The organism is Streptomyces sp. NPDC046349, from assembly GCF_055587885.1.
On record NZ_JBVJFK010000007.1, the window covers coordinates 226,237 to 247,382 of the forward strand.

Sequence of the window (21,146 nt, forward strand, 5' to 3'; positions counted from 1 at the left end):
GGGCGCAGGCGCCGCCGCCGGAAACGAAGGAGTCGCAAGTGCCGTCGATTTTCGATGTGGTCGTGGTGGGGGCGGGGCCGAACGGGCTCACCGCCGCCGTCGAACTGGCCCGGCGCGGCTTCTCGGTGGCCGTCTTCGAAGCCGCCGACACGGTCGGCGGCGGAGCCCGGACCGAGGAGCTCACCCTCCCCGGCTTCCGGCACGACCCCTGCTCGGCGGTGCACCCGCTCGGCGCCGGATCACCGGTCTTCGCCACCATGCCGCTGAAGCGGTACGGGCTGGAATGGCTGCACGCCCCGCTGCCCATGGCGCACCCCTTCGACGACGGAACGGCCGCCGTCCTGTCGCGCTCCGTCGCGGAGACGGCGGCGTCCTTCGGGCCGCGGGACGCAGGTGCCTACCGGCGCCTGGTGGGGCCGTTCCTCGGTCGATGGGACACCCTGGCCCGGGACTTCATGTCCCTGCCGAACACCGCGCTGCCCCGCGACCCGGTGACCCTCGCCCGCTTCGGGCTGGCCGGCCTGCCGCCCTCGACCTGGCTGCTGCGCCGCTTCCAGGACGAACGGGCGCGGGCGCTGTTCGCGGGGCTGGTGGCCCACGTCATCGCACCGCTCGGCGGGATCGGGACCGGCGCCGTCGGCCTGGTCTTCGCCCTCGCCGCCCATGCGGGCGGATGGCCGATGGCCCGCGGCGGCTCCCAGTCCGTCTCCGACGCCCTCGCCTCCTACCTGCGCGACCTCGGCGGGTCCATCCACACAGGCTTCGAGGTCAAGCGGCTCGACGACCTCCCGCCCGCCCGCGCCTACGTCTTCGACACCTCGCCGACCGCGCTGGCCCGGATCGCCCGCCTGGGGCGCGCGTACGACGGCTACCGGTACGGCGCCTCCGTATTCAAGATCGACTACGCCCTGGACGGCCCGGTCCCGTGGACGGCCGAGGAGCCGCGCCGGGCCGGGACCGTCCAGATCGGCCCGCGCACGCGCGACATCGACGCCGCCCTGCAGCTCGCCTCGGGCGGCCGGGCCCCCCGCACGCCGTTCCTCATCACGGCGCAGCCCAGCCTTGCCGACCCCGGCAGGGCCCCCGAGGGCAAGCACGTCTTCTGGGCGTACGGGCACGTCCCCGCGGGCTGGGACGGCGACCTCACCGAGGCCGTCGAGCGCCAACTGGAGCGCTTCGCACCGGGCTTCCGCGACCTGGTCCTGGCCCGCGCCACCGCCGGCCCGCCCCAGCTCGCCGCCCGAAACCCCAACTACGTCGGCGGCGACATCGCCTGCGGAGCCGCCTCGGGCCTCCAGCTCCTGCTGCGCCCCAGGCTCAGCCTCTCCCCTTACACGACGGCCCACCCGGCCGTCTTCATCTGCTCCTCCGCGACCCCGCCGGGGCCGGGCGTCCACGGAATGTCCGGCCACAACGCCGCCAAGGCGGTCTGGCGCCACCTGCGCAAGGCCGGCTGAAGCCGCCCGCCCCAGCTCACCTGCGAAGGGACTTCCGATGGTCCGCATCACCCTGGTCCGCGGTGACATCACCGCGGAGAAGGCCGACGCCATCGTCAACGCCGCGAACTCCTCGCTGCTCGGCGGCGGCGGAGTCGACGGCGCCATCCACCGCAAGGGCGGCCCGGAGATCCTCGCGGCCTGCGAGGACCTGCGCCGCGGGCACTACGGCAAGGGCCTCCCGACGGGCCGGGCCGTGGCCACCACCGCCGGCCGGCTGGCCGCCGACCACGTCATCCACACGGTGGGCCCCGTCTGGTCGCGCGAGGAGGACCGGTCGGAGCTGCTCGCCTCCTGCTACCGCGAGTCGCTGCGCGTCGCCGACGAGCTGGGCGCCCGCACGGTCGCCTTCCCGGCCATCTCCACCGGTGTCTACGGCTGGCCCATGGACGACGGGGCGAGGATCGCGGTACGGACCGTCCGGGCCGCCCGCACCGAGGTGCAGGAGGTGCGGTTCGTCCTCTTCGACGAAGCCGCCCTCGCCGCCTTCGAAGCCGCGGTCGAAGCGTCCCGGTAGGCCTGCGGGGCGAGTCGGGTCAGCGCGGGCGCCGGGAGGCGCCCGGCGCGGGCTTCGGATAGGTCCTGGACTGCTTCACGCTGCCGTAGGCGAAGCTCGACTCGATCGAGGCGATGCCGGGGATGGCATGGATCCGGTGGCGCACCAGGGCCTCGTACGCCTCGAGGTCCTCGATGACGACCCGGAGCAGGTAGTCGCTGCTTCCCGCCATGAGGTAGCAGTCCTGGATGTGCTCGATGACCGCCACGTGCTCCTCGAAGAGCCGCACGGCCTCCGCCGTGTGCCGCTCCAGGCGGATCCGGACGAAGACGGTGACGGGCAGCCCGTAGGCGACCTGGTCGACCATGGCCGTGTAGCCGCGGATCAAACCCGCCTCCTCCAGCCGCCGCACCCGGCGCAGGCAGGGCGAGGGGGACAGCCGGACGCGGTCGGCCAGTTCCTGGTTGGAAAGGCGCCCGTCCGTCTGCAATTCCCGGATGATCTGCAGATCGACTGCGTCCATGGCCACTCCTTGGCAGATTCTGCCCCAAACGTATGTCCGAGCGGCAGAACTGGCAATCGGCTGCCCCGGCCGAAGCCCTACCGTTGCCCTCGAACAGGCCGGACCGGCCCGTGATCCAGAGGCTGGAGTCATTTCCTTGGTCGCGACGCACACCACCCGGGCGACCCTGCCTCCCGATGCGGCGGGCCCGCGCGCCGGACACCCCGGCCCGCGCGGGCTCTCCCCCCAGGCCCGGGGCATGACGGCGCTGCTGGTGACGGTGTCGATCTGGGCGGCGTTCGCGCTCAGCGCCCGGGCCCTGAGCAGTTCCACGCTGCTGCCCGCGGACGCGGCCCTGCTGCGGTTCGGCCTTCCCCTCGTCGTCCTCCTCCCCGCCCTGTGGCGGCGCCGCCGCGCCATCGCCGCGGTGCGGCCGGGCCCCGCCCTGAAGATCGTCTGTGGTGCCGGGGTGCCCTTCTTCCTGGCCGCGATGCACGGCGGAGCCCTGACCTCCGCGGCCTTCGTCGGCTCCATCGTCCCCGGCATGGTCCCGCTCTTCGTCTCCCTGATCATGATCCGCCGAGGTCACGGCGTACCCCGGGGCACGCAGGCGGCCGGCCTCGCCCTGATCGCGGCCGGCGTGGTCGCCCTCGTCTGGCGCTACGTCGTCCCCGTGGACACCGACGTCCTGGCCGGCTCCGGCATCCTCCTCGTGGCCAGCGGCCTGTGGGCCCTCTACACCGTGGGGCTGCGCGAGGTGGACCTCGATCCGATCGGATCGATCGGCCTGCTGTGCCTGCCCTCGTTCGCGATCATCGGACTGCTCGTCGTGGCCGGCGTCCTGCCCACCGGGATCGCCCACGCCGCGGGCGCCGACATCGCCCTCTTCCTGGTCGTGCAGGGCCTCGGAGTGGGGTTGTGCGCCGGCCTGCTGTACGCCTTCGCCATCCGCCGCCTCGGCGCCGAACGCAGCTCCGTCGTCGGCAGCCTGAGCCCGGTCGCCGTGGTCCTGCTCGCCATCCCCCTGCTCGGCGAATCACCGACCGCCGCCGTCCTCGTCGGCGTCCCCCTGATCACCGTCGGCGTCGTCCTCGCCAACCGCCGCCCCCGACCCGAGGTCCCCGCAGATGCTTGAGCTCCTCCCCACGCTGCCCACCGACCCGCTGTGGGACCTGACGTACGAGTTCGGTGGCGACGAGCGGCCCGAACGCCTCAACCTGGTCCTCGGCGTCTACCGGGACCAGGCCGGCACCACCCCGGTCATGGCAGCCGTCCGCGAGGCCGAGATCCGGCTGGCGCAGCGCTCCGAGTCCAAGGAGTACCGCGGGCTCTCCGGCAACGCCGCCTTCAACCAGTCCCTGCTGGACCTGGTCCTGGGCCCGGACGGGCCCGCGGAGCGGGCCGCCGCCGTCCAGACCGTCGCGGGCTCCGGCGCGCTGCGGCTGCTCGCCGACCTTGTCTTCCGCACCCGCCCGGGTGCCACGGTGTGGATCAGCGACCCGGCCTACGTCAACCACCGCCCCATCCTGGAGGCCGCCGGACTCAAGGTCCGCACCTACGGGTGGCGGGACGCCGAGGGCGGCTTCGACACGGCCGCAGTGATGCGGGAGCTGGCCGACGCGGGGCGCGACGACGTCGTCCTGCTCCAGGGGTGCTGCCACAACCCCACGGGCGTCGACCCCCTGCTGGACGACTGGGAGGCGCTGGCCGAGTCGGCCGTGCGCGGCGGTTGGGTGCCCTTCGTGGACCTCGCCTACCACGGGCTCGGCGACGGCCTGGAGGCCGACCTGCTGGCCACGCGGATGCTGGCGGCCCGGGTGCCCGAGATGCTCGTCGCCGTGAGCTGCTCGAAGAACTTCGGCCTCTACAGCGACCGCGTCGGCTGCGCCATCGTGCTCGGCGCCTCGGGGCGGGCCGTGCGGCACGCCGAGACGGCCCTGCAGAACGCCGCCCGGACCCTGTACTCCATGCCGCCCGAGCACGGCGCCGCCGTCGTGACCGCGATTCTCCAGGACGAGGGGCTGCGGGCCTCCTGGCGGGCGGAGCTGGACGTCATGCGCGGGCGGATCAAGGCCAACCGGGCGGACCTGACCGCCCACCTCGCGGCGCTCGGCCGCACGGAACAGGCCCGCTCGCTGGCCCGGCAGAAGGGCATGTTCTCGATGCTGCCGCTGAGCCCGAACCAGATGCTCCGGCTGCGCAGGCAGTACGCCATCTACGGGACGACCTCCGGGCGCATCAACATCGCCGGCATCCCGGCCCACCGGATCCCGTGCCTCGCCCAGGGGATCGCGGCGGTCCTGGACACGGCCGACGTGACCCGCCGGCGCGAGCTCGCCTGATCCGGAAGACGATTCCGGCCGCCCGGCGACATGACAGTCCCCGGCAGTCCTTCGGTGCCATGAGCCATCCGCCGTCGCCGATGGCTCCCGTGGTCGACAGGTACTGCCGGGGGCCTGGCCAGAGCCTGGATCGAAGTCACTCGGGCCCCAGGACGTCTCCTGAGGGAGGTGCGGCTCTATCCGGTGATCCGGTGTATTAGTGAGTTTCCTCCCAATTCGCCCTGAGTCAAGAGTTTTCGGGACGTAGGCTGGAAGAAATTCGCGTCGCGCTCCGTACGAGGCCGACGGGAGGTGTGGCCATGACCGCAGCGCCGGATTTCCGGGTCGCCCGCGGGCCCGGCGCCACCGTCTGGGCACCCGAGACGGTCACTGCCGACCCGTACAACGCACAGACCCCCTCGGCCGCGCTCGCCGAGCCCGTCACGCCCACCGCGGCCTTCTTCGTGCGCGACCACTTCGACATTCCACCGGCCGACCCGGGCCGGTGGCGGCTCCAGGTGGGCGGCGCCGTGGCCACCGCCTTCTCCATCGGCCGCGAAGAGCTGCTCGCACTGGAACACCGCGAGCTGGACGCCGTCGTGGAATGCGCCGGGAACGGCCGAGGTCTGATGCGCCCGGCCCCGCCCGGCCTGCCCTGGGACCAGAGGGCGGTGGGCTGCGCGCACTTCGCGGGCGTGCCCTTCCGGGTCCTCGCGGACCGCGCGGGAATCGACCCGGAGGCCGTCGAGGTCGTCTTCACCGGAGCCGACGCCGGCTCTGTGCGCGGCCACCGGACGCCCTTCGAACGCAGCCTCCCCCTCGCCGTGGCCCGCCACCCCGACACCCTCCTCGCCACCCGCATGAACGACGAGCCCCTCACACCCGAGCACGGAGCGCCGGTCCGCCTGGTGGTCCCCGGCCGGTACGCCGTCGCGGACGTGAAGTGGCTGGTCGGCGCACGGGCCGTGACCGCCCCCTTCACCGGCTTCTTCCAGGCCGAGGAGTACCTCTACCTCGCCCCGCGCGGCACCCCCGAAGGACCCGTGACGGCCCTGCGCGTCAAGTCGCTCATCACCGAGCCCGCCCCGGACGAGGACCTGCGCCGGGGCCACGAGACCCTGGTCCGCGGCCGCGCCTGGTCGGGCGACGGGGTGCCGGTGCGCAGGGTCGAGGTACGGGCCGAACCCGAGGACGACGGCCGCGACCCGGAGCACCTCCGGGGCTGGCAGGAGGCCGTCCTCGACCCACCGGCCGGCCCGTACGCCTGGACCGGCTGGTCCTACCGGTGGACCCCGGGGCAGCCGGGACCCTACCGGCTGCTGTCCCGCGCGACCGACGCCCGCGGAGACACACAGCCGCCGCAGGCCCCGTGGAACGCCCGTGGCTACGGCTGCAACCCCGTGGCCTCCGTGGAGGTGGTGGTCGTATGAACGGTTCCGAGGCGACGATCGAGGTCATCGCCACCCCGTCGCTCGGGGACACCAGCTACCTGCTCGTCAGCGGCGACGAGGCCGCCCTCGTCGACCCGCAGCGGGACGTCTGGGGGCTCATGGGCTCCTGTGCAGCCAAGGGGGTCCGGATCCGGTACGTCCTGGAGACGCACGTGCACAACGACTACGTCTCCGGCGCGCTGGAGGTCCGCGCGGCGACCGGCGCCACCATCGCCGGCCCGGCCCGCGCCCCCTACGCCTTCGACCACCTGCCCATGGCGCAGGACGACGAGATCTCCGTCGGCGAAGCCACCGTACGGGCCGTGGAAACACCCGGACACACCGCCGAACACACCTCCTACCTCGTCTTCGACGACGCAGGCCCCGCCCCCTCGGCCGTCTTCACCGGAGGCAGCCTCCTCGTCGGCAACGCCGGCCGCACCGACCTGTCCGGCAGCGACCGCACCGAGGAACTCGCCCGGGCCCAGTACCGGACCCTGCGCCGGCTCGCCCTGCTCCCGGACGGCACCCGCGTGCTGCCGACGCACGGCGCGGGCAGCTCCTGCGCGGCCGGACCGGTGTCGGGGGAGCGGACCAGCACGGTCGGCACGGAGCGGCGCACCAACCCCGTGCTGACCGCCCAGGACGAGGAGGAGTTCGTCAGGGGGCGGATGTCGGGCCTGCCCCCGTACCCCGCCTACTACCGCCACATGGCGCCCCTCAACCGGCACGGGCCGCGCGTCCTCGGCGGCCCGCCGGCCCTCCGCCCGCTCACCCCGCACATGGTGGAGGGGCTCGCCGGCGGCGGCGCGCAGATCGTCGACGGCCGGGACCGGGCGGCCTTCGCCGCCGGCCACCTGCCCGACTCGATCTGCGACGAGCTCGACGAGCGCTTCGCGAGCCTGGTCGGCGAGGTCGTGCCCTTCGGGACGCGCCTGGTCCTCGTCCTGCCGGAACCGGCCGGGGACGCCGCCCGCGAGGCGGTGACCCAGCTCCTGCGGATCGGATACGACGACGTCGCCGGGTACCTGGAGGGAGGCGTCGACGCCTGGGCCGCCGCCGGCCGGCCGCTGCGCACCTTCCGTACCGCGGACGCGGCCGCGCTGGCCGGACGCCTCGACGGCAGACGGGTGCTCGACGTCCGACCGGACCGCCCCGAGGGCGGCATCCCCGGCTCCCTCGCCGTGCCCCTGGCCGAACTTCCCCGCAGGATCGGCGAGCTGCCCCGGGACCGGGAGATCTGGGTGGTGTGCGCCAGCGGACGCCGGGCGGCCGTCGCGGCGGGCCTGATCGACCGTGCGGGGATCCCGGTGACCGCGGTCATCAGCGGCGGTGCCCGGGATCTGCTGGTGCACGGCTGACCGGCCGTCCGGTACCGAGCGGGCGGGGCGGCCCGGGCAGCCGGGGTGCGCTTCGGCGTCGGCCACCGGACGGCCCGGTCGACGGGTTTCGCGCCGCCCCGGCGGAGGTACTGGTCCTACTCGCCCTTCCGGCGGATACAGGGCCCGGCGCCGATGCCTCGGATAGGGTGAATCGGTAGGAATCAGGCCCCCGGGGTGAGGTCGGTGTGGACACTTACCAGTCGACGAGCGAGGTGCCGGACCCGCCGGCGGCGGTTGTCGGCTACGCCGGCGTGCTCCGCGAACTGCTGCCGATCGCCCTGTGGCGCGAGGACGCCGACGGGCGCATCGCGGAGTGGTCCCTGGCCGCCCAGGACCTGCTCGGACACCGCCCCGAGGACATCATCGGCCGCCCCGGAACCTCCGTATTGGTCCCCGAGGCCAACCACGGGCTCGCCGACCAGCTGACCCGGCGCGTCCAGGCGGGCGAGACCGTCGTCGGCACCCTCCCCGTGCGCCACCGCGACGGGCACCGCGTCGTGATGGAGATGTGGATCGTCCCCGCCGTCGACGCCTCCGGACGGACGGGCGCCCTGCTCATCGCCGTGGAGACCTCCGAGGTCCTCCACATGCGCGACTCCCTCGCCGCCCTCCAGAGCCTGTTCACCCAGTCCCCCATCGGCCTCGCCACCCTCGGCCTTGACCTGCGCTTCCTCCGGGTCAACGACGCGCTCGCCCGGATGAACGGCGTCTCCGCCGCAGAGCACCTCGGCAAACGGCTCACCGAAGTGGTCCCCGGCGTCAACGCGGCCGCCCTCGAGGCGACGATGCGCCAGGTCCTCGACCGGGGCACCGCCGTCGTCGACGTCCGCCGCACCGGGCGAACCCCCGCCGACCCCGAGCACGACCGGACCTGGTCCTGCTCCTACGCCCCGCTCCTGGACGGCTCCGGAAGGCCCCTCGGCCTGATCGCCTCCCTCATCGACATCACCGAGAGCCAGCAGGCCCAGGCCGAGGCCGAGCTGGCCCAGAACCGCTTCGCCCTGCTCGCGGAAGCGGGCACCCGCATCGGCACGACCCTGGACCTGCGCCAGACCGCCCAGGAGATCGTGGAGCTGCTGGTACCGCAGCTCTCGGACTCCGCCGACGTACAGCTCCTCGAATCCGTCCTCGGCCCCGACGAGGGCGCGGCGCCCGCGGCATCCGCCCGCGGGGTCCTGCGCCGGCTGGCGGCCCACTTCCCCGACCCGACCGCCCCCACCGCGAAACTCACCGCCGGCCAGACCTTCCAGATCCCCGCCGGCACCGTCTACGAGCAGGTCATCACCGAGGGCCGGCCCATGAACCTGTACGTCTCCGACATCCCGGCACTGATCACCTCCCCGCGTGCCGACGCCCTGCGGGCCTACCTGGCCACCCTGGGCTCGGCCCGCCTGGTCCCGCTCGTCGCCCGCGGCACCGTGCTGGGAGCCGTCACCGTTACCCGGACGCGCGAGCGTGAGCCCTTCGACGAGCAGGACTGCGTACTGGTCGACGAACTCGTCGCCCGGGCCGCCCTCAACATCGACAACGCCCGCATGTACACCCGCCAGCGCCAGGCCGCCCTGACCCTCCAGCGCAGCCTCACCAACAGCGTCCTGCCCGAGGTCCCCGGCCTCGAACTCACCGGCCGCTACCTCCCCGCCAGCGACCACGACGTCGGCGGGGACTGGTTCGACGCCATCCCGCTCCCCGGCGGCCGGACCGGGCTGGTCATCGGGGACGTCATGGGCCACGGAATCCACGCGGCGGCCGTCATGGGCCAGCTGCGCACGGCCGTACGGACCCTCGCGCGCCACGGCGTACCCCCCGCACAGCTGCTCCGCTCCCTCGACGCCGTGGTCGCCGACCTCGGCGAGGACGAGATGGCGACCTGCGTGTACGCCGTCCACCACGCGGCATCGGGCGCCTGCGTGATCGCCCGCGCCGGCCATCCGCCGCCCGCCGTCGTCGCCCCCGACGGGGCGGTGTCCTTCCTCCACGGCCCGCCCGGTACCCCCCTCGGCGCCGGCGGAAGGGACTTCCGCACCGAGGAGGTGCACCTGCCCCCGGGCAGCCTGCTCGTCCTCTACACCGACGGACTCATCGAGGCCCGGGACCGCGACCTCGACCAGGGCATGGCACAGCTGGGACAGGCCCTGCACGGGGTGGAGCAGCCATTGGAGGCGCTGTGCGACCAGATCCTGCGGCGGCTGCTCCCGCGCGCCCAGCAGGACGACGTGGCGATGCTGCTGGCCCGCTCCCGGCCGCTGTGACCCGCCCGCCGACAACGGCTCCCGGGCCGACCCCCGGCGGCCCGCCGCGTCACCAGGCCAGGTCCTCCAGCGCGTCCAGGTCCAGCGGCGCCGGCGGCTGCGGCTCCGCGCCGCCGGTCAGCGGCAGTTCGGCCCAGATGACCTTCCCGCGGTCCGTGTAGCGGGTGCCCCACCGTTCGGCGTACTGCGCGACGAGGAACAGCCCGCGCCCGCCCTCGTCGGTGGTGGCCGCGTACCGCAGGTGCGGGGAGGTGCTGCTGCCGTCGGAGACCTCGCAGATCAGGCTGCGGTCGCGCAGCAGGCGTACCCCGACGGGTGCGCTCCCGTAGCGGATCGCGTTGGTGACCAGCTCGCTGAGGATCAACTCGGCGGCGAAGGCGATGTCCCCGAGGCCCCACTCGACGAGCTGCGCCGAGCCGGCGTTGCGCACCCGGGACACCGCCGAGTGCTCGACGGGCACCTCCCATTCGGCGATCCGGTCCGCCTCCAGCCGCCGGGTGTCCGCGATCAGCAGCGCGATGTCGTCGCTCGGCACCGGGAACAGCATCGTCGTGAGCACGTCCGAGGCGGCCTGGTCGGGGCTGCGGCCGGGCCGCGACAGCGCGTCGGCGAGCAGTTGCAGACCGGTGTCGAAGTCGCGGTCGCGGTCCTCCACCAGGCCGTCCGTGAACAGGGCGAGCCTGCTTCCCTCGGGCAGCTGGAACTCGACCGCCTCGAAGGGCATCCCGCCCACGCCGAGCGGGAGTCCGGTGGGCAGCTCGGGGAACTCCACCCGGCCGTCGGGGCGGACCAGCGCGGGCCCGGGGTGCCCGGCGCTCGCCATCCGGCAGCGTCCGGAGACCGGGTCGTAGACCGCGTAGAGACAGGTGGCGCCGGTGACGCCGGAGGGGCGCTCGGGCGGCCCGTCGGGCCCCGCTTCCTCCCCGCCCGCCCCGCCGCCTTCCCCGTCCGCGTCTGCGCCGCCGTTCCCGCCGTCCGAGTCCCCGCCCCCGGCCTCGTCCTGGTCGATCCGGTTGATCAGCTCGTCCAGGTGTCCGAGCAGCTCGTCGGGCGGCAGATCCAGGGTGGAGAAGTTGTGCACCGCGGTCCGCAGCCGCCCCATGGTGGCCGCGGCGTGCACCCCGTGCCCGACGACGTCGCCCACGACCAGCGCCACGCGGGCCCCCGGGAGCTGGATGACGTCGAACCAGTCGCCCCCCACCCCGGCCGTTGCGGGCAGGTAGCGGTAGGCCACGTCCACGGCGCTCTGGTCGGGCAGCACCCGGGGCAGGAGGCTGCGCTGGAGGGTCACGGCCATCGCGTGCTCCCGGGTGAACCGGCGGGCGTTGTCGATGGAGACGGCCGCCCGCGCACCCAGCTCCTCCGCGAAGGACAGGTCCTCCTCGTCGAAGGGCTCCGGGGTGTCGGCGCGCCAGAAGTTGGCCATGCCCAGGACCACCCCGCGGGCCTGGAGCGGTACCGAGATCAGCGAGTGCAGGCCGTACTCGAGGGCCACGCGGGTGCCCTGTGAGTCCTGGGCCCGCCAGCCCATGGCCGCGTTCAGGTCGGCTGCGAGCACCGCGTGACCGGCGTCCAGTGCCGCGGCCATCGGAGCGGTCGGCACTTCGAACCGGATGAGGTCGCCCACCGGCTGGAGCGGCGAGTCGGTGCGCACGCCCGAGATGGCAGCCCGGCGCATCTCGGTGTACACACCGCCCACGGAGGGCTCGTCGCCGCGCAGCACGGGCTCCAGCAGCTCCACCGTCACGAAGTCGGCGAAGCGCGGTACGGCCACCTCCGACAGCTCCTCGGCGGTCCGCCCCACGTCCAGCGTGGTGCCGATCCGCACGCCCGCGTCGTAGAGCAGCTGGAGGCGGCTGCGGGCGACCTCGGCCCGGCCGGAGAGCGAGGCGAGCTCGGTGGTGTCGCGCAGGGTCACCACGCGGCCCGCCGGCCGCCCCGCGTACGCCATCGTGGGCCGTACGTTGACCGCGAGCAGCCGGTCGCCCGCCAGGTGCACGTGGTCGGTCACGACACGGCCCGAAGCGAGGAGCTCGGTGGTGCGGGGGTCGAGACCGAGGTCGCCGACAGCGCGCTCCTCGGCGTCCTGCGGCAGGTCGAGGAGCCTGCGGGCCTCGTCGTTGGCCAGGATGAGCCGCTGGTCGTTGCCGATGATGAGCACGCCCTCGCGCACGGCGTGCAGAACGGCCTCGTGGTGTTCGTTCATCCGGGTCATCTCGGCCGCGCCCAGCCCCCGGGTCTGGTGCAGCAGCCGCCGGCTGACCAGGGCGGCGCCGGCGGTGCCGAGCAGCAGACCGCTCGCCGTTGCGCCGACGAGGAGGGGGAGCTGCCCCTCCACCGCGTCGGAGACGTTCTTCACCTCTATGCCGGTGCCGACCAGGCCGATGACGGCACCGTCCGCGTTCCGCACGGGGACCACGGCCCGTACGGCGTCGCTCGGCTGGCCCTCGAAGACCTCCGTGAAGGACTCCCCTGCGACGGCCCGGGAGACGTCCGAGGCCCGCTGGCCGATCAGCTCGGGCCGCGAGTCGGTGTAGCGGACCCCCCGGACGTCCATCACCGCGATGAAGTCCAGGCCCGAGGCCCTGCGGGCCGCCTCGGCCAGCGGCTGGAGCGCGGCCGTCGGATCCCGGGACATCAGCGCCTCCGGAAGGCCGGGGGCGTGCGCGAAGGCCTCCGCTGCGGCGAGCGAGCGGTTGCGGGCGTCGCGCTGGCTGTCGTAACGGGCCTGGAGCACCAGGGCCAGCGCGGCGGCGCTGATCAGCAGCACCACGATGACCGCCTGGAGGGCGAAGACCTGACCGGCCACACTGTGAGCCCCCCGGGACAGGCGCGCGGACATGCGCGAACCCCTCCCGGTCGGGTGTCGACCAAAACGTCCGGTCATGAGCCCTTTCTAACACTGTCCAGGAGTTTGGGCGTGGCCGGGCCGCGGGACCGGCCGGTGCCGCTCGCCGTCATGACCTCGTGCCCCCCAGCCGACCGCGTAGTACCGCAGCCGTCCGTCCTGCCCCACCAGCCGCATCCCGGCCGCGGCCATGACCCGCTGCGAAGCCGCCTTCTCCCGGTCGGCGTCGCCCTCCGCGCCGCTCGCACCGGGTGCGCGGGCATGATCCGGCAGTGGCGTAGCCCCTGCCCCGCTCCGTCTCGACCAGCCCGTACCCGACGCGCAGCCGGCCCCCGGCATCCGGCGGGCCGTGGAACCCGGCGCCGCCGATCGCCGCGCCGCCCGCCCCGGTCCGCATCTCGTACTGCCCCGAAGGGCCCGGGACCGCCGGCCGCCGGCGTCCGCAGGAAGCGTTCGGCGCCCGCACGGTCCGCCGCGTCCGGGGGCCCAGCGCGCGGCCGGGCCGGGCTCGCCGGCCGCGATACGCCGGGCGAGGTCACGGTCGAGGGGCACGAGCACGAGGCGTTGCGTCAGCAAGGAGTCCATGCCCGTAGGTGTTACCGGACCGGCACGGCGCGCGCACCCGGATGGATGCGCAGCCGTCCGCTCCGGCCCCTGGAGCGGCGAAGGCCCGGCCTCCGGGCGGGGGCCGGGCCTCCCGGCGGGGCCTCCGGGCCGGGTGGGTCAGAGGACGTCGGCGGCGATGTTGGCCGCGACCTGCTCCAGGAGGGGGCCCGCGTTCGGGATGGACCTGGCCGGGTCGGGCTCCAGGTCCGTCAGCGGGTACGCCTTGCGGATGCCCGCCGCCTGCAGGGCCTCCTGGCCCAGCAGCAGTCGGCCGCAGACCGCCACCACCGGCTTGCCGGCGGCGCGCGCCGCCGCAGCGACGCCCGCGGGGGCCTTGCCGTGCAGGGTCTGCTCGTCCAGCGAGCCCTCGCCGGTGATGACGAGCGTGGCCCGCTCCAGCGCCGGCGCGAAGCCCAGTACCTCCAGCATCAGCTCGATGCCGGGACGGAAGCTCGCGCCCAGCAGCAGCGCGCCGTAGCCGATACCGCCCGCCCCGCCCGCGCCCGGGGAGGCGGCAAGCTCGGTCGCCTTCGGACCGATCGACTTCTCCAGCACCTGCGCGTAGTGCGCCAGCGCCGCGTCGAGCGTCGCCACGTCCTCGGGCGAGGCGCCCTTCTGCGGGCCGTAGACGGCCGCGCAGCCCTTCGGGCCGGTCAGCGGGTTGTCCACGTCGCTGGCCAGGACGAGGTCGACCTCCGCGAAGCGCGGGTCCACGCCCGACAGGTCGGCCGAGGCGAGATCGGCCAGCGCGCCGCCGCCCGGACCGACGGGCTCGCCGTCCGCGTCCAGGAAGACCGCACCGAGGGCCGCCAGCATGCCGGCGCCGCCGTCCGTGGTGGCGCTGCCGCCGACGCCGAAGACGATCGAGCGGGCGCCCGCGTCCAGCGCGGCCTTGAGGACCTCGCCCGAGCCGTACGTGGTCGCCGTCAGCGGGGCGAAGGTGCCCGCCGGCAGCAGCTGGAGGCCGGAGGCCTCCGCCATCTCGACCACCGCGGTGCTCCCGCGCAGCGCGAAGGCGGCCGTGACCTGCTCGCCCAGGGGGCCGGTGACCCGTACCTCCCGGCGCTCGAAACCGGCCGCCACGGCGGCGGCTACCGTGCCGTCGCCGCCGTCCGCGACGGGGAGGGTCTCGATCTCCACGCCCGGTACGGCCCTGCGAAGGCCGGCCGTCACCCGCTCCGCGACCTGCACGGCCGTGAGCGAGCCCTTGAATTTGTCCGCGGCGATGAGCACGCGCGCGGCCTCAGTTACTGCTCCGTCCGTCACCTTGCTATTCCCTTGCTATCGAACAGTGCAGTCGCGCCGCCATGAGCTTATCCGGAGGATCCTCCTATGCCCATGAGTGGCCTGGGCCACACCCGGCGCGCCATGCCCCTAAATAGGGATATACGCCCGCATAGTGTGGCCGCATGAGCGCCGAATCACTGGAACAGCCACGTCCGGACACCCCCGTAGGGGGCCCAGGCAGCCCGGTGGACGGCGCGCCCGACCACACCGTCGTCACCCTCGGCGTGATCGCCGTGCTGGCCGTCGTCGCCTGGGCCGCACTCGGCGGGGACTCCTTCGACACCGCCTCCACCGCGGCGCTGGCCTGGGTCCTGAACAACTTCGCCTGGCTGTTCGTGATCGCCGCCGACGTCTTCCTCGTCCTGTGCGTCGTCCTCGCGGTCAGCCGCTTCGGCCGGATCCGCCTCGGCGCGGACGACTCCGTGCCCGAGTTCACCAACCTGTCCTGGATCGCGATGATGTTCAGCGCCGGCATGGGTATCGGCCTGATGTTCTACGGCGTGGGCGAGCCGCTCACCCACTACCTGGCGCCGCCGCCCGCCTCCGGAGCGGCCCCCCGCACGGGCGCGGCCGCCCTCGCGGCCATGGAGTACTCCTTCTTCCACTGGACCCTCACCCCATGGGCCATCTACGGCATCGCGGGACTCGCCCTCGCCTACGCGACCTTCCGCAAGGGCCGCGGCAACCGCCTCAGCTCCGCCTTCGTCCCCCTGATCGGCCGGGAACGGGCCGACGGCGGCCCCGGCCGGGCCATCGACCTGCTCGCCGTCTTCGCCACCGTCTTCGGCACCGCCACCAGCCTCGGCCTCGGCGCGCTCCAGGTGTCCAAGGGCCTCAGCCTCACCACCGGGATCGAGGACTCCACCACCGTCGAGCTGATCATCATCTGCTCGCTCTCGGCGACGTTCGTGTTCTCCGCCTTCTCCGGCCTGCACAAGGGCGTCAAGTGGCTGAGCACCGGCAACATCGTGCTCGCCACCGCCCTGATGGCCTTCGTGTTCCTGCTCGGCCCCACCGTCCACATCCTCGACGTGATCCCCTCCAGCGTCGGCGGATACCTGAGCGAGCTGCTGCCCATGGCCAGCCGCACCGGCGCCTTCACCGACAGCGCCTGGCTCGGCGCGTGGACCATCTTCTACTGGGCGTGGTGGCTCTCCTGGGCCCCGTTCGTCGGCACCTTCATCGCCCGCATCTCACGGGGCCGCACCATCCGTGAATTCCTCATCGGCGTGCTGCTCGTACCCAGCGGGGCCACCGTCGTCTGGTTCTGCGTGATGGGCGGCACCGCCATCCGCCTCGACTCGACCGGCGCAGTCGACCTCGCCGCCGAGCTCAAGGACGGCACCGAGGCCTCCCTCTTCGCGATGCTGGACGCCCTGCCGCTGTCCGCGGTCACCTCGTGGGTCGCGATGGCCCTCGTCATGACCTACTTCGTCACCAGCGCCGACTCCGCCTCCCTCGTCATGGGGTCGCTCACCAGCCGCGGCTCCCTCCACCCGCCCACCTGGCTCGTCGTCACCTGGGGCGTGCTGATGGCCGCCGTGGCCGCCGTGCTGCTCCTCGCGGGCGGCCTGAAGTCCCTGCAGACCGCCACCATCCTGGTCGCGCTGCCCTTCGTCGTCGTCATGCTGCTCCTGTGCTGGGCCCTGCTCAAGGAGCTCCGCGAGGACCCCGGCGCGGGACCCGCCCGCCACCATCCCCTGCACGGTGTCCGGGACGCGGTCCGCGCCATGGCCGGCGGCACCGTCGGCGAACAGGGGCCGGCGGCCGGCCGCAGGCCCCCTGGGTAGGGTGGCCGGGTGACCACCACGGATGACTTCGCCACGTACATCGCGAGCCTGCCCCGGGTGCTGGCCGGCGCGGCCGCCCTCTACCGGGACGCCGAGGGCCGGGTCCTGCTCGTCGAGCCCAACTACCGTGAGGGCTGGGCCCTGCCGGGCGGCACCATCGAGTCGGACGAGGGGGAGTCGCCGCGCACCGCAGCCCGCCGGGAGAGCGCCGAGGAGATCGGGATCGACGTTCCGCTCGGCCGCCTCCTCGCCGTGGACTGGACGATCGGCCCCGGCCGCCCGCCGCTCGTCGCGTACCTCTACGACGGGGGAGTGCTCGACGAGGCCCAGTTGGCCTCGATCAGGCTGCAGGAGGAGGAACTGATCTCGTGGCGCCTCGTCGACCCCGCCGAACTCACCGCCTACCTGCCCGGATCGCTCGGCCGACGCGCCGAGGAGGCCTACCGCGTCCTCCGGTCGGGTGAGGGCACCGCGGAACTGGAGAACGGCCGGCGCCCGGTCACCCCGTAAACCCCCGGCCTACTTCGACCAGGACAGAATCAGAAGATGATCACGATGTACGCCTGGCCCAGCACGGCCGACGGGCCGGACGCCCTGCCCATGGTCCACTTCACGACGGACCAGCAGGCCGGTGGCGAGGTCACCCCCGACGGGACGCCGGTGTGGCTCTTCGACACCGCGATACGCGAGGGCGGCTGGGCCCGGTTCGCCGACTTCGAGGGCTGGTCCACACCCGCCGCCGACTGGCGGGCCCTCTACCGCCGCGAGGACGACTTCCTCGCCGTCACCGGCCCCGGCGCCTGCGAGGGCTGGTACGAGGGCAGCCTCGGCGCCGACACCGACTGGGTGGCGGCGGCCGCCACCCGGCAGAGCGTGGTGCTGCTCGCCGCCCCCGTGCAGCACCCCTCGCTCTACGGCTACGCCGTGGAGGCCGGCGCCGCCTTCGCACTGCTCGTCCCGCTCGTCGTGGTCTGACCCCCGGTCAGGCCAGGAGCTTGGCCTTGGCGCGGTCGAACTCCTCCTGGGTGATGTCGCCCTTGTCCTTGAGGGCGGAGAGCTTGTGCAGCTCGTCCGCCGAACCGCCGCCGGGGACGGCCGCCTGCTGGACGTACTGCTTGAAGGCCGCCTCGTTCTCCTGCATCTGCTTCATCTCCCGCTCGGTCATGCTCTTCCCGCGGGCGATGAGGTACACGAACACGCCGAGGAACGGCAGGATCAGGACGAAGATCAGCCAGCCCGCCTTGCCCCAGCCGCCCATGGTGTGGTCACGGAAGATGTCCGTGATGATCTTGAAGAGCAGGAAGAACCACATGATCCACAGGAACAGCCACAGCATCGTCCAGAAGAGGTTCAGCAGCGGATAGTCGTCCATGCCCGGCTCCGATCGTTTAGCGGTATCTCTTTCATACAGGTGCTCACGTATGTCCGCATTCGGAACGATATGCCCCGGCCCCCTTGGAGTGACTTCGGCCCCGCCACCGCTGCGGCGACCCCGCCGAAGGGCGCTCGGGTGCTTGCCTTGGGGCTCCGGGCCACACCCCGTGGCCGCAGCCGACCCCACAGGAGCACGCACCCATGGCCGCACCCCGGGAACCGGACGTCTCGAAGGTCGAAGCCTTCATGGAAAAGGCACTCGGGGACCTGAGCGGAGCCATGGCCACAGCCCTGTGCGCCGTCGGCGACCGGCTCGGCCTGTTCAAGGAGCTCGCCGCGGTCGGCCCGTCCCGCAGCCAGGACCTTGCGGAGCGCCTGGACCTCCGCGAACGCTACGTCCGCGAGTGGCTGCGCGGCCTCACGGCCGCGGGCTACCTGACCGAGCCCGAACCGGGCACCTTCGCCCTGCCCCCCGAGCACGTTCCCGCACTCGCCGAGGAGTCGGGACCGATGTTCCTGGGCGGCGTCCACCAGATGCTCCCCGGCCTGTGGCAGCCCTACGAACAACTCGTGGAAGCCTTCCGGACGGGCGGCGGCGTGCCGCAGGCCGCCTACCCTCCCTCCGTGTGGGACGGAATGAGCCGGTTCTCCGGCAGTTGGTTCGAGAGCGTCATGATCGACGACTGGCTCTCCACCTTCCCGCACGTCGTCGGGAAGCTCGAACGCGGCAGCCACGTCGCCGACGTCGGCTGCGGCGCCGGCCGCGCCCTGATCGTCCTGGCCAAGGCGTTCCCGCACTCACGGTTCACGGGCTTCGACGTCTTCCCGGCACAGGTGGAACGCGCCCGCGCCAACGCCGAGCGGGCGGGTGTCGCCGACCGGGTCTCCTTCCGCCTCCTGGACGTGGCACAGGGTCTCCCCGACCGGTACGACATCGTCACCACCTTCGACGTCATCCACGACGCGGCGGACCCCCGAGGCCTGCTGAGCGCCATCAGAGCCGCCGTCAAGGACAACGGCGACTACCTCATGCTCGAGATCAACTCCCGGGACCGGCCCGAGGAGAACGTCGGCCCCGTCGCCTCACTCCTGTACGGGTTCAGCGTCTTCTACTGCATGACCACGTCCCTGGCCGGAGACGGAGCCGCCCTCGGCACCTGCGGCCTGCCCGAGGAGACCGTCCGCGCCCTCTGCGCCGAGGCCGGCTTCACGGACGTCACCCGTTCCCCCGCCGAAGACCCCTTCAACGTCCTCTACGACGTCAGACCCTGACCCGCCTCGAAGGCCAGCAGCCGCACCTTGCGCTCGAGCCCGCCGCCGTAGCCGGTCATGCTGCCGGAGGCACCGATCACCCGGTGGCACGGCACGATGATCCCGACCGGGTTCCTACCGTTGGCCAGACCCACCGCGCGCGAGGCGTTCGGCTTGCCCAGCCTCGCCGCCAGCTCCCCGTACGACCACGTCTCGCCGTAGGGGATCCGCACGAGCTGGTCCCAGACGCTGCGCTGGAACCCGGTGCCCTCCAACCGGAGCGGGAGGTCGAACGCGGTCAGCTTCCCGGCGAAGTACGCGGTCAGCTGGCGCACCACTTCGGGGAACGGCCCCTCGGCGGCGGCCACCCGCTCCCCGAAGGACTCCTCGGCCGGCCGGTGGCGCTGACCGGCCATGTAGAGGCCGCTGAGGACGCCGTCCGCGGCGACCAGGGTGAGCGGACCGTACGGACTGTCGACGACGGTGTGCTGCTTGACGTTCATGGCTGCTCCTCAGACGGGCAGGTGGTTGATGGGGTGGGAGTCCGTGGCCCACAGGTACTGGACGGCGTACGCGCGCCAGGGCCGCCAACCGGCGGCCCGCGCCGTGAGCGCGGAGGGGGACGACGGCAGCCCCAGCCCCTGCGCCGCGCGCCGGACGCCCAGATCGGACGGCAGGAACGCGTCCGGGTCGCCGAGCGCCCGCATCGCGATCACCTCGGTGGTCCACGGCCCGAAGCCGGGCAGTGCCGACAACCGCGCCCGGGCGGCGTCCCAGTCGCTGTCGATGCCGAGCGGCAGCGAACCATCGGCCAGCGCCGACACCAGGGTGGTCAGTGTGGCCCGCCGGCTGCGCGGCAGGGCCAGCGACTCCGGGTCGAGTCCGGCCAGCGCCTGCGGCGACGGGAAGAGGTGCGTCAGCCCGCCCAGCGGGTCCTCGACGCGCTCCCCGTGCGCCGCGACGAGCCGTGCGGCGTGCGTGCGCGCCGCCGCGGTGGACACCTGCTGGCCGAGCACGGCCCGTACGGCGAACTCCGCCGCGTCGACCGTCCGCGGGACCCGGCGCCCCGGGGCCTTGTCCACGAGCGGCGCCAGCAGCGGGTCGGAGCGCAGCTGCTCGTCGACGGCCTCGGGGTCGGCGTCGAGGTCGAGCATCCAACGGCAGCGGCTGATGGCGATCGTCAGGTCGCGGAGGTCGGTGAGGGCCAGTCGGCAGCCGATGTGGTCGGGCCGCGGGGTCAGCGCCACGACGCCGGTGCCGTGGGGGAGGCGCAGAGTGCGCCGGTAGGCGCCGTCACGCCACTCCTCGACGCCGGGGACGGCGGTCGCTGCGAGGTGCCCGAAGAGGTTGTCGGGGTTCAGGGGGGCCCGGAACGGCAGCCGGAGGCTGATCGTTCCGGGGATCCGGGGCGGGGCGTCCTTCTTCCGTCCGGCCTTCACGGAGCGGTCCCGCAGCTCGCTCGGGGAGAGGGCGAAGACCTCGCGGACCGTGTCGTTGAAGGTGCGGATGGAGGAGAAGCCCGCGGCGAACGCGACGTCGCCCATCGGCAGCTCGGAGGTCTCGATGAGCAGCCGGGCGGTCTGAGCGCGCTGGGCCCTGGCCAGGGCGAGCGGGCCGGCGCCGAGCTCGGCGCGCAGCTGCCGTTCGACCTGGCGGGTGGAGTAGCCGAGGCGGGCGGCCAGGCCCGGGACGCCCTCGCGGTCGACGACGCCGTCCTGGATCAGCCGCATCGCCCGGGCGACGGCGTCGGCGCGGGCGTTCCACTCGGGGGAGCCGGGGCTGGTGTCGGGCCGGCAGCGCTTGCACGCGCGGAACCCGGCCTGCTGGCAGGCGGCGGCGCTGGGCAGGAAGGTCATGTTCTCGACCTTGGGCGGCACGGCGGGACAGCTGGGCCGGCAGTAGATCCGGGTGGTCAGGACTGCGGTGAAGAACCAGCCGTCGAAGCGGGCGTCCTTCGACTGCACGGCCCTTACGCAGCGCTCGGTGTCGGTGTGCATGGCTCCAGGATCCGGGGGGTGATCCTCGGCGGCTGGCGGTTTTCCGACATCAAGGCTATCCCGGGCTGCGGGCTGCGGCCGCCCCCGTGCCGGTCCCCGGACACGCAGAAGGCC

The 21,146-nt window shown here is 73.6% G+C and carries 17 protein-coding genes; 11 read left to right on the forward strand and 6 right to left on the reverse strand.

Translation table 11 applies throughout. From position 1 onward, the window contains the following. The first annotated feature begins 38 nt into the window (after window positions 1–38). Together ACZ6JS_RS18410 and ACZ6JS_RS18415 are read left to right on the forward strand one after the other, a co-directional pair. Window positions 39–1,457, forward strand: a complete 1,419-nt coding sequence (locus tag ACZ6JS_RS18410) for a phytoene desaturase family protein (RefSeq protein ID WP_469299104.1) — start codon at window positions 39–41, stop codon at window positions 1,455–1,457. Window positions 1,458–1,494: 37 nt separating this feature from the next. Beyond that, window positions 1,495–2,013 carry an O-acetyl-ADP-ribose deacetylase gene (locus ACZ6JS_RS18415; RefSeq protein WP_469299105.1) on the forward strand — a complete coding sequence of 173 codons (519 nt, stop codon included), beginning with the start codon at window positions 1,495–1,497 and terminating at the stop codon, window positions 2,011–2,013. 19 nt (window positions 2,014–2,032) lie between these two features. On the opposite strand, the gene ACZ6JS_RS18420 is transcribed toward ACZ6JS_RS18415, so the two are convergent. Beyond that, entirely contained in the window at window positions 2,033–2,515 is a 483-nt protein-coding gene (locus ACZ6JS_RS18420; protein ID WP_469299107.1) for an Lrp/AsnC family transcriptional regulator, read from the reverse strand. A gap of 136 nt (window positions 2,516–2,651) precedes the next feature. On the opposite strand from ACZ6JS_RS18420, the gene ACZ6JS_RS18425 reads away from it, so the two are divergent. From ACZ6JS_RS18425 to ACZ6JS_RS18445, 5 genes are all read left to right on the forward strand, one after another. Next, on the forward strand, window positions 2,652–3,629 hold the full coding sequence (locus tag ACZ6JS_RS18425) for a DMT family transporter (protein ID WP_469299109.1): 978 nt from the start codon (window positions 2,652–2,654) through the stop codon (window positions 3,627–3,629). Beyond that, complete coding sequence (locus tag ACZ6JS_RS18430; protein ID WP_469299111.1) at window positions 3,622–4,836, forward strand: amino acid aminotransferase; 1,215 nt, start codon at window positions 3,622–3,624, stop codon at window positions 4,834–4,836. Before ACZ6JS_RS18425 ends, ACZ6JS_RS18430 begins: the two co-directional genes overlap by 8 nt. A gap of 299 nt (window positions 4,837–5,135) precedes the next feature. Next, a complete protein-coding gene (locus ACZ6JS_RS18435) occupies window positions 5,136–6,245 on the forward strand; it encodes a sulfite oxidase (protein ID WP_469299113.1) in 1,110 nt (369 codons plus the stop codon). Further along, window positions 6,242–7,606, forward strand: coding sequence for an MBL fold metallo-hydrolase (locus ACZ6JS_RS18440; RefSeq protein ID WP_469299115.1), 1,365 nt, complete (start codon window positions 6,242–6,244; stop codon window positions 7,604–7,606). Before ACZ6JS_RS18435 ends, ACZ6JS_RS18440 begins: the two co-directional genes overlap by 4 nt. Window positions 7,607–7,812: 206 nt before the next feature. Next, window positions 7,813–9,879, forward strand: a complete 2,067-nt coding sequence (locus ACZ6JS_RS18445; protein ID WP_469299117.1) for a SpoIIE family protein phosphatase — start codon at window positions 7,813–7,815, stop codon at window positions 9,877–9,879. Between the two features lie 49 nt (window positions 9,880–9,928). Here the strand turns inward: ACZ6JS_RS18445 and ACZ6JS_RS18450 are convergent, their stop codons facing one another. Together ACZ6JS_RS18450 and ACZ6JS_RS18455 are read right to left on the reverse strand one after the other, a co-directional pair. After that, the gene (locus ACZ6JS_RS18450; RefSeq protein WP_469299119.1) at window positions 9,929–12,721 is read right to left on the reverse strand and encodes a SpoIIE family protein phosphatase; all 2,793 of its coding nucleotides are present in this window, start codon (window positions 12,719–12,721) and stop codon (window positions 9,929–9,931) included. Window positions 12,722–13,450: 729 nt separating this feature from the next. Next, window positions 13,451–14,599: a glycerate kinase gene (locus ACZ6JS_RS18455; protein WP_469299120.1), complete on the reverse strand. Its 1,149-nt coding sequence runs from the start codon at window positions 14,597–14,599 to the stop codon at window positions 13,451–13,453. Window positions 14,600–14,742: 143 nt separating this feature from the next. Here ACZ6JS_RS18455 and ACZ6JS_RS18460 point away from each other — a divergent pair, with 143 nt between their 5' ends. Genes ACZ6JS_RS18460 through ACZ6JS_RS18470 form a run of 3 tightly spaced genes read left to right on the forward strand, consistent with a single transcriptional unit; the run spans window position 14,743 to window position 17,385 of the window. Continuing rightward, window positions 14,743–16,410, forward strand: a complete 1,668-nt coding sequence (locus tag ACZ6JS_RS18460) for a BCCT family transporter (protein ID WP_469299122.1) — start codon at window positions 14,743–14,745, stop codon at window positions 16,408–16,410. 9 nt (window positions 16,411–16,419) lie between these two features. After that, complete coding sequence (locus ACZ6JS_RS18465; protein ID WP_469299124.1) at window positions 16,420–16,920, forward strand: NUDIX domain-containing protein; 501 nt, start codon at window positions 16,420–16,422, stop codon at window positions 16,918–16,920. Window positions 16,921–16,956: 36 nt separating this feature from the next. Then, the gene (locus ACZ6JS_RS18470; protein WP_469299125.1) at window positions 16,957–17,385 is read left to right on the forward strand and encodes a hypothetical protein; all 429 of its coding nucleotides are present in this window, start codon (window positions 16,957–16,959) and stop codon (window positions 17,383–17,385) included. 7 nt (window positions 17,386–17,392) lie between these two features. On the opposite strand, the gene ACZ6JS_RS18475 is transcribed toward ACZ6JS_RS18470, so the two are convergent. Next, the gene (locus ACZ6JS_RS18475) at window positions 17,393–17,782 is read right to left on the reverse strand and encodes an SHOCT domain-containing protein (RefSeq protein ID WP_469299127.1); all 390 of its coding nucleotides are present in this window, start codon (window positions 17,780–17,782) and stop codon (window positions 17,393–17,395) included. Window positions 17,783–17,985: 203 nt separating this feature from the next. On the opposite strand from ACZ6JS_RS18475, the gene ACZ6JS_RS18480 reads away from it, so the two are divergent. Continuing rightward, the gene (locus tag ACZ6JS_RS18480) at window positions 17,986–19,056 is read left to right on the forward strand and encodes a class I SAM-dependent methyltransferase (RefSeq protein ID WP_469299128.1); all 1,071 of its coding nucleotides are present in this window, start codon (window positions 17,986–17,988) and stop codon (window positions 19,054–19,056) included. On the opposite strand, the gene ACZ6JS_RS18485 is transcribed toward ACZ6JS_RS18480, so the two are convergent. Together ACZ6JS_RS18485 and ACZ6JS_RS18490 are read right to left on the reverse strand one after the other, a co-directional pair. Continuing rightward, window positions 19,038–19,538, reverse strand: a complete 501-nt coding sequence (locus ACZ6JS_RS18485; RefSeq protein WP_469299130.1) for a methylated-DNA--[protein]-cysteine S-methyltransferase — start codon at window positions 19,536–19,538, stop codon at window positions 19,038–19,040. The genes ACZ6JS_RS18480 and ACZ6JS_RS18485 overlap by 19 nt on opposite strands. A gap of 9 nt (window positions 19,539–19,547) precedes the next feature. Beyond that, entirely contained in the window at window positions 19,548–21,032 is a 1,485-nt protein-coding gene (locus ACZ6JS_RS18490; RefSeq protein ID WP_469299132.1) for an AlkA N-terminal domain-containing protein, read from the reverse strand. Between the last annotated feature and the right edge of the window lie 114 nt (window positions 21,033–21,146).

Coding starts and splice junctions, on each gene's coding strand:
- ACZ6JS_RS18430 (WP_469299111.1), top strand. CDS start 3,622: ATGCTTGAGCTCCTCCCCACGCTGCCCACCGACCCGCTGTGGGACCTG.
- ACZ6JS_RS18450 (WP_469299119.1), bottom strand. CDS start 12,721: ATGTCCGCGCGCCTGTCCCGGGGGGCTCACAGTGTGGCCGGTCAGGTC.
- ACZ6JS_RS18470 (WP_469299125.1), top strand. CDS start 16,957: ATGATCACGATGTACGCCTGGCCCAGCACGGCCGACGGGCCGGACGCC.
- ACZ6JS_RS18485 (WP_469299130.1), bottom strand. CDS start 19,538: ATGAACGTCAAGCAGCACACCGTCGTCGACAGTCCGTACGGTCCGCTC.
- ACZ6JS_RS18415 (WP_469299105.1), top strand. CDS start 1,495: ATGGTCCGCATCACCCTGGTCCGCGGTGACATCACCGCGGAGAAGGCC.
- ACZ6JS_RS18435 (WP_469299113.1), top strand. CDS start 5,136: ATGACCGCAGCGCCGGATTTCCGGGTCGCCCGCGGGCCCGGCGCCACC.
- ACZ6JS_RS18490 (WP_469299132.1), bottom strand. CDS start 21,032: ATGCACACCGACACCGAGCGCTGCGTAAGGGCCGTGCAGTCGAAGGAC.
- ACZ6JS_RS18475 (WP_469299127.1), bottom strand. CDS start 17,782: ATGGACGACTATCCGCTGCTGAACCTCTTCTGGACGATGCTGTGGCTG.
- ACZ6JS_RS18480 (WP_469299128.1), top strand. CDS start 17,986: ATGGCCGCACCCCGGGAACCGGACGTCTCGAAGGTCGAAGCCTTCATG.
- ACZ6JS_RS18420 (WP_469299107.1), bottom strand. CDS start 2,515: ATGGACGCAGTCGATCTGCAGATCATCCGGGAATTGCAGACGGACGGG.
- ACZ6JS_RS18440 (WP_469299115.1), top strand. CDS start 6,242: ATGAACGGTTCCGAGGCGACGATCGAGGTCATCGCCACCCCGTCGCTC.
- ACZ6JS_RS18460 (WP_469299122.1), top strand. CDS start 14,743: ATGAGCGCCGAATCACTGGAACAGCCACGTCCGGACACCCCCGTAGGG.